The following is a 12,283-nucleotide window of genomic DNA, read 5'->3' as shown; positions in this document are numbered from 1 at the left end:
TACAGATTTAGTTATAAAATAATATTTGTACTATAACAATTTAAAGACCATTGAAAATTAGCAAAGGGTGGGAAAAGATGAAAGGTATTTTTCAGTTTAAAACACTTAAAGCTCGAATATTAAGTGCATTTCTTCTTTTATTAGTATTAGTTGTTTGTTTTACAGCCTATACTTACGTTTCTAATAATAAGATGGAAAAACAAGCAGAAGGTTTAGTGAAAGAAGATTTAATCGTCTTAACTGCAAGTAAAAATTTAGCAATGTCTATGAGCGTTCGTCTCTCTGCAGCATTAAGTTATGTTGTATCTGGTGAAGAAAAATACATAGAAACTTTTAATGAATATCGTAAAATTGCTGAGGAAAACAATAGTATTGTGGAGAAATACGTAAATACGCCTGAGCGTGAGGCGCTAGTAGAAATGGCACGTACATGGAGCAATCGCGTAAATACCGAAGTATTCGATGTTTATAAAAAAGGTGATAAAGATTTAGCATTAAAAAATTTAACAGCTATGAATAATCTTGTATCTGAAGTTCGTATTGGTTATGAAGACTTAGCCAATAAACGCTCCGATGCCATCACTAAGATAGGTGATGACGTAGTATCCACAAGTTTAAGAAATAAAACAGTTGGACTGATTGTTAGCATTGTGTTGACGATCGCAGGTATCGTAATCGCCATTGTCACTGCTGGCAATATTTCTAAGCCTATTACGATTGTCTCAAAGCGCATGAGCGAATTAGCGGATGGTAATTTACAACATGAACTACTTCCAATAACTCATCGTGATGAGATTGGTCAATTAATGCTTTCTGCCAATGATCTGAATGAAAAACTAAAGCAAACGATAGGATCAATCCATGCTGTTTCTGAAACAGTAGCAGCTAGTAGCGAAGAGCTGGCCCAATCTTCTAATGAAGTACAATCTGGTACAGAACAAATTACTGTGACTATGCAGGAGTTAGCCTCTGGCACAGAAACGCAAGCTTCTACAGCAGGTGATTTAGCCGAAACAATGGCTTCTTTCCAGCGTAGTATTCATGATACAACACAGGAAGGCATTGAATTAAAAGAGCATTCAAGTCATGTACAAAAACTAACAACAACTGGTAAAGACTTAATGATACAATCAACACAACAAATGGCAGCTATCAATGAAATTGTTTTAAATTCAGTGAAAAAAGTTGAAGGCTTAAATGTGCAGTCTGCTGAAATTTCCAAGCTTGTTTCTGTCATTGATGATATTTCAAATCAAACAAATTTACTTGCCTTAAACGCTGCCATCGAAGCAGCTCGTGCAGGAGAACACGGTAAAGGTTTTGCAGTTGTAGCCGATGAAGTTCGTAAGCTTGCTGAACAAGTGCAATTCTCTGTCACTGATATTTCAACTATCGTCAACCGCATTCAAGGTGAAACTGGCAATGTAACAACTGCCCTACAATCCGGCTATGAGGAAGTAAAAAGAGGAACAACACAACTTAATCAAACAAATGAAACATTTGAACAAATTTCGGAAGCAGTTGAGGACATGATTCTTAACATAAATACCATTTCAAGCAATCTAAATACAGTTGCTCAAAATTCCGAGTCTATCAATGCCTCCGTTGATGAAATGGCTTCTATTTCTCAAGAGTCTGCGGCTGGCGTAGAACAAACAACTGCAACTGTAGAGGAAACTGCCGCTACTATGGAGGAAATTTCAAGGAGTGCAAATCTGCTTGCTAGTATGGCTGAAGAGCTAAATATCCAATTACAGCAATTTAAAATTTAGGTACGTATCACTTTGACACGATACCGAATCATCACGCTAGATTATCCTAGAAGTAAAAAAAGCAATCTCGACATTACGTTCGAGATTGCTTTTTTCTACAATTTTATTGCCAATGTCTAATTGGTACCCTTTCAAGCTCATAACGTTTGATAATAACACTGATCTTCTGAAACCATTCCTCACATAACTCAAGCGCTTCTTGATACTCATCCTCTTCTCTTGATATAGGCTCACTGTTATCCATAAAAGCATATTCTAGAATAGGATCAGATAAGTTATCAGCTACAATTTTCAACGTCAATTGAGATACAGTGTTATACTCAGGGTCTTCTTCATCTAATTCCTCTTCTATATCCAGTTCTTCACTCAGTAATGAACCACTTATGAAGTTATTGCTAGTCCTTGCAATATACATTTCGTCCTCTACTATAGCAACTTCATATATTTTATTGAATGGAATTTCTTTTTTTATCAAATCTTCTTCTAAATTTTCTCTACTTACGAGGAAAAGTGTATTTGTAGGTTCATTTAATAATAAAGCACTTAAACAATCATTTGAGATGATGCAATGTGTATGAGGGATAGCCAAAAGCTCCACCTCACTTGCCTCTTTCATTTCATTTAATGTATTGATATAGATATATCGTTCTTTAACATAACGAATAATTCCTACTATTACTAATCCTAAACCAATTAATAAATAGACCTTACTAAATATAGCCGTTTCGACTGACTTTGCTAGTAATAAATAGATCATCCCTAGAAATATAAGAAAAAAGGTTTTCATCTATATCCCACCCTCAAAAAGATAATCGATAGGATTATTTCATCCATATTAATAGAAATTTTATTCTAACGATTATCTTTTCATTCTTAATTTCTATGGGAATTAATTATCTGCGTTTCTAACATTTACATCAAACTTTGAAACGGATTTTTCAAGTTCTTCTGCCATTTTATTCAGTTTTAAAATAGAATGGAGGATATCTTAATTGTTGCTTTCCTGTTCCACCGCACGCTCTACAACACTTTCTGTTGCCTTTGCAGCCTTATTAGCAAGCATCGTTGTTTCCATAACTCCTGCTGTAATTTCCTGAGAAAATGCGGACAGTTCTTCTGAGATTACAGAAACTTTTTTGTATGAGATACTACGCCTAGGCCAACGATGTTGGACACTCAGTCGTGTGTTGTTGTTGTCGCTGTCGCACAGAAAAACTGCCTCAGGACATGGCGTTCTTAGACTGAGTTCCTCTATTTCTGAAAAAAGTTAAAAACAGCTACAAAGCAATATTGTAGCTGTTACTATAATTTTGAATAATCAATTACCCCTAAATGATTATTCATATGAAAGATAGTTATTTAGTTAGTGTCATGTATAAGACTGACGGTATGAATGATAAAGCAAACATACAGGAATACCACATAGATGTACGGCGTAATGAAAAACGAACTTGTTTCTTTTCTGCATAAAAAATGTCTAACATCACTGAAGCAACAACAAGTGGGATAGTAACACATGCGATAGCAACTAATAAAATGTTTAAACTAAACATAAAAGCACCCCTCTGTTCGTGAACATTTATTTTTCCTCTTTGTGACAACTTTATGTCAATTTCAGTGTACACAATTCGGTCACAAATTGTCAACTACATTCAACTAAGAAAAGAATGCTTTTAATAGAATATTTTTATCTTAAAGGAGAGATTTACGTAAAAAAATTCACAAAAAAGCAGCTGCTAAATTGCAGCTGCTTTTTTAACCATTAATTCATTAGCTCTTCACCAAAATTTACACTTGACAATTCAAAGAGAACGTTTCGAAAGGTTATGCCTCAGACCTCACGCAACTTTTTAATCAAGAGTTGATCCATTTTATTCTCTATATTTATCTGTCAGCCCTCTTAAAAAATTTCTCACAAAGCGATCGCCACATTCTTTATAGTTACGATGACTTGGATTTCTTAAAATGGCACCTAATTCGCCTTTCGAAACGCTAACGCCTCCATCATATAGAATATCGAGCATCTCCTCACTCGTTAAGGCTAACGCGATCTTCACTTTCTTTAACAGCATATTATTAGGGCTTTCTTTACCTGAAACAGGTAGTGGCTCTTGTGACTGACCAGGCTTAGGCTTTTGTGGTCCTCGTTTAAATGTAATAAATCCATTTAAAAAAGCTTCTATCATTTTATTATTACATTTGATGTATTCTTCTGGTGCTTCTTCCTCATCATTAACTTTAATAAGCATGTTCAATACTTCTTCCTTCGTAAAGTCCATGCCACCTAGGTTAAAAATTTTAACCATATCTTTATTTTTGATATCTAATGCATATCTTAAACGAATTAAAATATCATTGTTCGTCATTTAAAAAACCTCCATTTTAACTGTCAAAGCGCTTCTAACAATCATATCCTCTAAATTGAAGCATTACTCTATTATAGCAGAGACATTCACAATTTTAGTTAGCTTTCCAAAAGTTACTTTACTATAGTATTTAGAATGTGCATTTTATTTTTTAACATGTATGATTAGCTAACTCTCGACCATTCTAATCACAAGGAGGTGAGATAAATGGCTAATCGTAGTTCAAATAAACTTCTAGTTCCTGGTGTACATGAAGCTGTTAATCAATTGAAATATGAAATCGCACAAGAATTTAATGTACAATTAGGGCCAGAAGCCTCTTCTCGTGCAAACGGTTCAGTCGGAGGAGAAATAACAAAACGCCTCGTAGAAATGGCTGAAAAACGTTCAAAAGGTTTATTATAATCATAAATTTAAAAAGAACGAATCCCTTTTTTAAATTGGAATTCGTTCTTTCATGTTTGAATTAATTTATTTCAACCGTTTGTAAAGACTTGCTTGCCCCTTTTAGAGTCAGCATCACGATAAAGGAAATGCAATATAAGGCTGCTAAATAGATCATTACGACCGTCATATCATAACTTTGAAGAATATAACCGACAAAGATCGGTGAAAATCCTCCAATTGCTCTACCGAAGTTAAAAATCGTATTTGTAGCTGTACTTCGAATTTGCACAGGATAGAAACTACTAATTAAAGCTCCATACCCTGCAAACATGCCGTTTGAGAAGAAGCCGACAATCGCACCACCTAACAATATTGCAACACTTCCTGTGGCGTAGGAGTATAAAAACACTGCACATGCTGAAGCAAGTAAAAAGAAACCAAAAGCACGCTTTGCGCCAAATCGGTCCATAAATCGTCCAAATGTTAGCATCCCGATAATCATGCCAACTGCTGTGCTAATTGTCCATAGTGCCGAGCTTGAAACGGATAGACCTTGAGATTTTTGCAGCATAGATGGCAACCAAATCATTAAGCCATTGTAACCAGCAATTTGAACAGTTGCCATAACGATTAATGACATTGTCGTCATCGAAGTTCGAGGCGTTTCAAATAGTTGCGCCAACTTACCTTTTTCATGTTGCTTGTTTATTTTTTTATTTTTCTGAGCAGCCAGCCACTCTGGTGATTCCTCAAGATTTTTTCGCACAATGAATGCGAAAATGACAGGTAACACTCCAACAAAGAATAAAGCTCTCCATCCTAAAGTCGGAAGAATAACGGCACTTAGTAACGCTGCTAAAATAACTCCGTATTGAGCACCTACACTAACATATGAAGAGGCTCTTCCTTGCTTATTCTTCGGCCAAGCCTCGGCAACAAGAGCCATACCAATGCCGTATTCGCCACCTGCACCAAGACCTGCAATAAATCTATAAATATAAATTTGTTCAATATTTGTTGCTAATCCAGTTAAAGCTGTACCAAGCGCAAACAACAAGACGGTGTAAGTAAATACTTTTACCCGCCCATACTTATCAGCTAAAACCCCGAAAATAATACCGCCCAACAGCATACCAATATTCGTTACGGAAGAAATGAGCCCACCCGTTGCGAGATCAATGTTAAATTCCGAAATAATCATTGTCATCGCAAAGGAGATAAACATAATGTCCATTCCTTCCAACGTTAAACCAGCTACTGATGCTACCACTGTTTTCTTACGATAATCCATTCTTACAATCCTCCAGTTTCTTGTTGATTGATCAATTATGCCTCGGCATAATTGCGTCCGGAATCGGCTTTGTGCTTAGGCCTGCGTGATGCAGGTCAGTTAGCCGTTATCGCATGGATGCGATGGTTTTAGGCTAACATCCTTTTAGAACTCCTTTCCGATCTCCGTGACATCCGCCGGAGGCTTGGGCCAACGTGATGTTGGTCACTCAGTCGTTGCCACAGGACGTGGCGTTCTAAGACTGAGTTCCTCTATTTCAGCGGATGTTTGGACACCCGTTGAAAAGTAACTTAAACCCGCATTCATCTCACCACCTATAAAGGTAGGAGACTCTGCTGAAAGAAGTTAAAATCTCTTTTAGCCTATTCGAGGGAATGGATTATACAATTCTTGTCCATTCTCTTTTGAAGCCTCACGGGACTCCCTTTAAAAGATGTATATAAATCAATTTCGCCTTGGCGTAATTGCGTCCGGATTTTGAATTGTGCAGGCACAATTCAAAATCCGTGACATCCGCCGGAGGCTTTATATTCATTCAGCAGGTATTGGGACACCCACTAAAAAGGAACCACATCTGCATTCATCTCACCACCTTCAAAGGTGGGAACCTTCTGCTGAATGAATATAAAAAAGCCCTTTTTGTCACAGAGGACAAAAAGGGCATGCGAAAACAAAGATATTGTTAGCTAAAAAAATATCATGTAGCCCTTTTCAGCCTCTCTGGACCGTATTAAAGGAAATTTATTTCGTTCATTTATATCGTTCTACATTCTATAAGATTATGATTGAAAAAGCAATGCTTTATAGTAGAACAAATTACCTCAGCACTTAGAAAGTTGAGAATATCGATATTTCCCGATATGTCAATTGAAACAATGTCTAGTACTTGATGCTTTACAAATAGATAGCCCTATGATGGGAAACTATTTATGTTCATTAGTAGTTTTTTGTTAGTTATAACAAAGTCTCATCAGCTACAAAAAGCTAATCTCATGGTACTAACTACAAATAAATTAGCCTTATCTCTATACGAATCTGTCGGCTTTTATACTGATAAGGAAGAGATAAGGTACTTTACAAAACTGAATTAGGTAACAAAAAAGAGGGGTTCATTTGCCCCTCTTTTCTATTTACCGTCCTTCGTCAATCAACATCGTTTGATTCAAAGTTATCAAGCAATGCACGCACTTCATCTGTTGATTTCGTGTTCATCAATTGATTTCTTAATTCACCAGCTCCACGGAATCCTTTGACATAAATTTTGAAAAAGCGATGAAGCCCTGTTATGGAACGTGGTAGTACTTCCGCATATTGATCTTGAAGATCAAGCTGCAATCTTAAAAGATCAAGGTACTCTTTACTGCTATGCTCTTTTGGCTCTTTTTCAAAAGCAAAAGGATTTTTAAAAATACCGCGCCCGATCATAACGCCATCAATGCCATATTGTTCAGCAAGCTGTAGCCCAGTTTGACGGTCAGGAATATCACCATTGATCGTTAGTAGCGTATTTGGTGCGATACGGTCACGTAATTTTTTGATTTCCGGAATTAGCTCCCAATGCGCATCTACTTGGCTCATTTCCTTTCTTGTACGTAAATGAATAGAAAGGTTCGCAATATCCTGTTTTAAAATATGCGTTAGCCACTCCTCCCACTCATTTACCTCTTTAAAGCCAAGTCGTGTTTTCACGCTGACAGGCAGTCCGCCCGCTTTTGCTGCTTGAATAAGTTCTGCCGCAACATCTGGACGCAAAATAAGACCACTACCTTTCCCTCTCGATGCCACATTCGGTACAGGGCAGCCCATATTAATATCGATCCCTTTAAATCCTAGCTCTGCCATGCCAATACTCATTTGACGGAAATATTCGGGATTATCTCCCCAAATATGTGCCACCATTGGCTGTTCATCTTCTGTGAAAATCAAACGGCCACGCACACTTTTCATGCCCTCTGGATGACAATAGCTATCCGAGTTTGTAAACTCTGTAAAAAATACATCCGGTCGACCTGCTTCACTTACTACGCGACGAAAAACAACATCTGTCACATCTTCCATTGGTGCAAGTACAAAAAATGGTCGTGGTAAATCACGCCAAAAATTATCTATCATTTTCAAACTCAAATCCTCTCACTATGGATACAACTTTAAACTCTCGATCAAACAATATAACGCCGAATGTTCCACTTCATTTACACTTATATCATGCTTAATAACTTATTATCAAACAAAAGTATATTTGGAATTTATAATTTGTGAAAAACTATTGCGAAAATCGGCAATGTTTAATTGTAAGCGTCAAATAGCGCCCAGCTGTTTATCAGGGGGCGCTATTATTAAAATGAACCCATAGACTTGACAGATAGTTGAACATTCGTCGTGCGTACCGAAAAGGTATGCTTATTTTTTACTTCGGGATTACCCTATACTTAAATGTCGAGGTGACAAAATCTCCATGTTTAAGAATTATTTTAATTGGCAATGAATAAACTTAATTATCAAAAATCCAAAATCGCTAATTAATGATTTTGACTTTTCATTAACACGAATTTACAATGGAGGTGAAAGGGTGTGATAATTATGAGTACAGCTATATATGAAGAAACTAAAAAAGATATCGCCGAAGCCTACAGTAGCCACAACAAATCTAAAATTGCAAAGGAAACAAGTTTTATATTTAATCAATTATTCGTCACAATGCTGAGTAGCTTTAAAGATCGTTTAATAGGCATATCTATTGAATCATTAGATTTCAAAGAAGATTATATCACCTCTGTAAAAAACCATGAGAATCTTTCTGAATGGTTAGATCGATTTTATGACCTAACGCTTCCTCTTTCAGATCTTGAATTTGGGAAATTAAAAATTGATTTTGAATATTGGTATTACCAATTAGGAGGTAAAGAAATTCATTTTTTATATCGTGAAGATTACTTACTTAAACCAAATGAGGTGGCAAAAGAATTAGGTATTTCGACTGTAACGTTGAATAAATACATTAAACAAGGATTAGAATGTGTTGATACAAAAAACCATAATAAAATCCCAAAACATTCTATAGATATATGGAAAGATTCTTTTTATTCAATAAAGATGCAAATGTTATATCAAGAAAAGAAAATGCGTAAACAAACACCTCATGATCGAATACAAGAGATTAATCAAGAATTACTGGAGTTTCAATTAAAGTACAAGAAAAAGAAATGCGATGAAGCCTTTATTGATTGTAATATCAATGAGTTAGATGACCCAAGTGATTATTTTGAGTGGCGAGATTTAGAAGAAGAGAAAGAAACCCTAATTTCAAAGTTAATAGGATCGACAGAACCTGGTGACAAATAATACAAAGGCTGAACTCCTTCTTCCTGCAGATATTCTGGAAATTTCGAAGAAGTATAGCCACTTACTAACGAATTATCCTAATTTACGGGAACGGGATTCTATTTTCGCCAGTATTAAACGAACATCTAACAAACTATCTGTCTTATTTCCACTAAAAGAACATCCAATTCATGGAATAACGGGTTTGCATGCTACTGAAAAGTATGATGAAAATGGTTATGTGAAGGAATATCATTATTCTTGGAAAAGGATTATTCCAAAACAAGGCGTTATCTATAATCATATCTCTGCCTGGGAAAATGAACCTCATGACGATTCAAATACACCTGAGAAATATAAAGTGAATTCTGAACCCCATCATCATCATCATGTTCCTGGAGATCGACACCAACGAAAAGATAACTTTGACATTCATACTTTAGATACTGCTTTTGCCTTTGTTGCAAATTATATTGAGAGTGGAGAAGAATATAAACCTTAGACATTTCCATTAAGGGAATGTCTTTTTTTAATCTATTATAATTCGGCGAATAGTAGAATCAAGTTGAACACTTTAGAAAAATAAAAACATCGTACGCGAAATCGTGTATTATTGAGGCTCCAACACCAATCAATAAGAAGGGATTTCGAATACGATGCTAGAACAGGATATCATAAAAACACAGAATAAGAAACCACGCCTTACATAGTTTCAACATGGAGAACTTCAAGGCTACTTGAACGCTGGAGTTACAAATAGGAGCGAGCTTGCGCGAAAACTCAAGGTTTCGCGTGGGACAATCTACAATGAAGCCTTTAAGCCATCTGATGCAATATTTGTCCATCTGTATCCTTCCCTACAGGCACCAAAGATACCAGTAACATCCCCTTTGCCAGTTTCTTTATTTCCCATTTGATCCAGCGTTGTAACACTTCATAAATTTTATTTTCTGATGAGTGTCCTTAGGATTAACCCATTCATATCCACCTGTACTGCCACCACCAATCTTTTTTTCTCCATCCCGAAGGTACTTTAAAATTAATTGCAGGTTAGATAGTTTTCCCACAAAAAAGCCATTTACATTTCTAAATAATCAGAGTATTATAGCATTTATCTTACATTCAACTTACATGTAAGTTGAATGTAAATTAGGGGAGGGATGTTCTTTGAAAGGAAAAACACTTCAAGAAACAGCGTATCATGAAATTAAAAACAAAATTATTAGAGGGGATTTTTTAGAAAGCGGTTTCACTTCCCAAAATCAGTTAGCAGCTGAGCTAGGAATAAGTAGAACACCGATAATGACTGCTTTACAAAGGTTACAAAATGAAGGGTTTGTAAAAATTATTTCAAACCATGGCATTCAAATTATAGGACTGAATGTTCATGAACTAGAAGAAATGTATGAAATGCGATTGGCGTTAGAAACTTTTATCATACCAAAAATAGTTACATTGGTGACTGCGGAACAAATTGAGATACTTGAAGAAATCATTCAAGAACAGAAAAAGTGTGTTGAACACAATGATATAATTCAATTTTTGAAATTGGACTCTGCCTTTCATCTTCAACTTACTGAAGTTTATGGAAACTCCTTATTTATTCAAACACTTACTAATATTCGAGAAAGATTATTTAGTAACCCATATTATTTTCGCAGAAAAGAATATCAAATTTCTAGATATATAAAGGAACATGAACAAATACTTGAGGCAATTAAATCTAAAGACATTAGCCAAGCGATTAAAGAGTTAGAAACACATATTGTAAATGGCTAAATTTTGAATAGTCGGAGTTTTCATTAAAATGAGTTAACCTAGGAGAGAATTATGAAGAATAAAACTTTAATGGACAGTATTATTATTGGATTTGCCACATTTGCAATATTTTTTGGAGCAGGAAATCTTATTTTCCCACCCTTTATTGGTTTTACATCGGGAACAGAATGGGTTCCGGCGTTACTTGGTATGACACTTACAGGTGTAATTTTACCGGTATTAGGAATTGTAGCTGTATCAAACAGCGGAGGAACATTCGCTGACTTAACTAAACCGATAGCACCTTGGTTTTATAAAGTGTTTTGTACACTCATCATGATAGTCATTGGAACTTTCATCAATGTTCCGCGAACTGCTGGAACTAGTTATGAAGTTGCTATTCAACCATTTTTCCCTAATTTTTCTACAGTCTTGTTCAGCATCATTTTCTTTGCTATTGTGTTTTTAGTTTCTGCTAACAAAGCAAAGGTTATTGATACAATAGGAAAATTCTTCACACCTTTTAAATTTGGATTGCTGCTAGTTATCGTTTTAGTTGCCATTTTTTCTCCTATTGGGAGTCCAATTTCAACAAATTTATCGCAACCATTTTTGAATGCCTTTGTTCAATCCTATCAAACAGCCGATGTATTGACTGGGTTGCTCGTTTCAAATATTATCATCGCAGCGATCCGTGCCAAAGGATACGCTGGAAAAGAATTGAAGAAAATTACAATTTATGTTTCTGCCATTGCAGGTCTTGGGCTTTTCGTAATTTACGGAGGATTGCTCTATCTTGGAGCATCTGGTAGCCAAGTAATTTCAAACAATAATATTGAAAGAACTAGTTTGTTAGTAGAGTTGATGAAAAAATTGATGGGGCAAGGCGGCCTGACACTACTTGCACTATGTGTTTTACTAGCTTGCGTAGTTACAGCAATTGGATTAACAAGTGCAACTAGTGACTTCTTGACAGACCTAACAAAGAATAAAATTCCTTATACTATTTGGGTGGCTATTAATACAATAATAAGTGCAATTTTTGCAAATGTTAAAGTGGATGCACTTATTTCAGCTGCTGCGCCTATCTTCCTTGCTCTGTACCCAATTTCGATTATACTCGTTATTTTAGGATTGTGTAGAAAGTATATACCAAATAGAGGGTCTTATATTGGAACAGCATGTTTTACATTCATCTTTAGTTTAAATGATGCATTTAATGCAATGGGTATTAAATCAGATGCCTTTAACTCATTTGTGGCAAAGATACCATTCGGTTCTCAAGGTTTCACATGGTTGATACCGGCGATCATAGGTTTTATTGCGGGAACTATCATTTACAAAATATTCATTAAAAAGCCTAGCAATACTATTGCAGCATAACTTAC

At 35.7% G+C, this 12,283-nt stretch carries 11 protein-coding genes; 6 read left to right on the top strand and 5 right to left on the bottom strand.

The genetic code is table 11. The annotated features are described in order from the left end of the window. The first annotated feature begins 77 nt into the window (after positions 1 to 77). Positions 78 to 1,772: a methyl-accepting chemotaxis protein gene (locus AMS59_RS06955; RefSeq protein WP_053483027.1), complete on the top strand. Its 1,695-nt coding sequence runs from the start codon at positions 78 to 80 to the stop codon at positions 1,770 to 1,772. Between the two features lie 103 nt (positions 1,773 to 1,875). Here AMS59_RS06955 and AMS59_RS06950 read toward each other — a convergent pair whose 3' ends face one another. The 3 genes from AMS59_RS06950 to AMS59_RS06940 all read right to left on the bottom strand — a co-directional run bounded on the left by AMS59_RS06950 (position 1,876) and on the right by AMS59_RS06940 (position 4,138). After that, positions 1,876 to 2,559, bottom strand: a complete 684-nt coding sequence (locus AMS59_RS06950; RefSeq protein WP_053483026.1) for a hypothetical protein — start codon at positions 2,557 to 2,559, stop codon at positions 1,876 to 1,878. A gap of 568 nt (positions 2,560 to 3,127) precedes the next feature. Further along, on the bottom strand, positions 3,128 to 3,325 hold the full coding sequence (locus AMS59_RS06945; protein ID WP_053483025.1) for a hypothetical protein: 198 nt from the start codon (positions 3,323 to 3,325) through the stop codon (positions 3,128 to 3,130). Positions 3,326 to 3,643: 318 nt separating this feature from the next. Further along, on the bottom strand, positions 3,644 to 4,138 hold the full coding sequence (locus tag AMS59_RS06940) for a DUF1456 family protein (RefSeq protein WP_053483024.1): 495 nt from the start codon (positions 4,136 to 4,138) through the stop codon (positions 3,644 to 3,646). A 207-nt stretch (positions 4,139 to 4,345) separates the two neighbouring features. Between AMS59_RS06940 and AMS59_RS06935 the strand changes: the two genes are divergently transcribed. Then, complete coding sequence (locus tag AMS59_RS06935; protein WP_053483023.1) at positions 4,346 to 4,543, top strand: alpha/beta-type small acid-soluble spore protein; 198 nt, start codon at positions 4,346 to 4,348, stop codon at positions 4,541 to 4,543. A gap of 61 nt (positions 4,544 to 4,604) precedes the next feature. Here the strand turns inward: AMS59_RS06935 and AMS59_RS06930 are convergent, their stop codons facing one another. After that, positions 4,605 to 5,816, bottom strand: coding sequence for an MFS transporter (locus AMS59_RS06930; RefSeq protein WP_053483022.1), 1,212 nt, complete (start codon positions 5,814 to 5,816; stop codon positions 4,605 to 4,607). Between the two features lie 1,143 nt (positions 5,817 to 6,959). Further along, on the bottom strand, positions 6,960 to 7,928 hold the full coding sequence (locus AMS59_RS06925; RefSeq protein ID WP_053483102.1) for a tRNA-dihydrouridine synthase: 969 nt from the start codon (positions 7,926 to 7,928) through the stop codon (positions 6,960 to 6,962). Positions 7,929 to 8,396: 468 nt separating this feature from the next. On the opposite strand from AMS59_RS06925, the gene AMS59_RS06920 reads away from it, so the two are divergent. The 4 genes from AMS59_RS06920 (at position 8,397) to brnQ (ending at position 12,278) form a co-directional block, all read left to right on the top strand. After that, complete coding sequence (locus tag AMS59_RS06920; protein ID WP_053483101.1) at positions 8,397 to 9,158, top strand: helix-turn-helix domain-containing protein; 762 nt, start codon at positions 8,397 to 8,399, stop codon at positions 9,156 to 9,158. Continuing rightward, positions 9,148 to 9,639: a DUF6516 family protein gene (locus tag AMS59_RS06915; protein WP_053483021.1), complete on the top strand. Its 492-nt coding sequence runs from the start codon at positions 9,148 to 9,150 to the stop codon at positions 9,637 to 9,639. Before AMS59_RS06920 ends, AMS59_RS06915 begins: the two co-directional genes overlap by 11 nt. 665 nt (positions 9,640 to 10,304) lie before the next feature. Beyond that, entirely contained in the window at positions 10,305 to 10,916 is a 612-nt protein-coding gene (locus tag AMS59_RS06910; protein WP_053483020.1) for a GntR family transcriptional regulator, read from the top strand. Positions 10,917 to 10,967: 51 nt separating this feature from the next. Continuing rightward, the gene (gene brnQ / locus AMS59_RS06905) at positions 10,968 to 12,278 is read left to right on the top strand and encodes a branched-chain amino acid transport system II carrier protein (protein ID WP_053483019.1); all 1,311 of its coding nucleotides are present in this window, start codon (positions 10,968 to 10,970) and stop codon (positions 12,276 to 12,278) included. Positions 12,279 to 12,283: the final 5 nt, after the last annotated feature.

The sequence above is a fragment of the Lysinibacillus sp. FJAT-14745 genome, assembly GCF_001275675.1.
Taxonomy (GTDB): Bacteria; Bacillota; Bacilli; order Bacillales_A; family Planococcaceae; genus Lysinibacillus.
The sequence above is the reverse complement of the archived record's forward strand: the minus strand, read 5'-3'. Positions and strand labels throughout refer to the sequence as shown.

What these genes read in the sequence shown, in the direction of transcription:
- AMS59_RS06955 (WP_053483027.1), top strand. Translation starts at nt 78, where the DNA reads ATGAAAGGTATTTTTCAGTTTAAAACACTTAAAGCTCGAATATTAAGT.
- AMS59_RS06950 (WP_053483026.1), bottom strand. Translation starts at nt 2,559, where the DNA reads ATGAAAACCTTTTTTCTTATATTTCTAGGGATGATCTATTTATTACTA.
- AMS59_RS06945 (WP_053483025.1), bottom strand. Translation starts at nt 3,325, where the DNA reads ATGTTTAGTTTAAACATTTTATTAGTTGCTATCGCATGTGTTACTATC.
- AMS59_RS06940 (WP_053483024.1), bottom strand. Translation starts at nt 4,138, where the DNA reads ATGACGAACAATGATATTTTAATTCGTTTAAGATATGCATTAGATATC.
- AMS59_RS06935 (WP_053483023.1), top strand. Translation starts at nt 4,346, where the DNA reads ATGGCTAATCGTAGTTCAAATAAACTTCTAGTTCCTGGTGTACATGAA.
- AMS59_RS06930 (WP_053483022.1), bottom strand. Translation starts at nt 5,816, where the DNA reads ATGGATTATCGTAAGAAAACAGTGGTAGCATCAGTAGCTGGTTTAACG.
- AMS59_RS06925 (WP_053483102.1), bottom strand. Translation starts at nt 7,928, where the DNA reads ATGATAGATAATTTTTGGCGTGATTTACCACGACCATTTTTTGTACTT.
- AMS59_RS06920 (WP_053483101.1), top strand. Translation starts at nt 8,397, where the DNA reads ATGAGTACAGCTATATATGAAGAAACTAAAAAAGATATCGCCGAAGCC.
- brnQ (WP_053483019.1), top strand. Translation starts at nt 10,968, where the DNA reads ATGAAGAATAAAACTTTAATGGACAGTATTATTATTGGATTTGCCACA.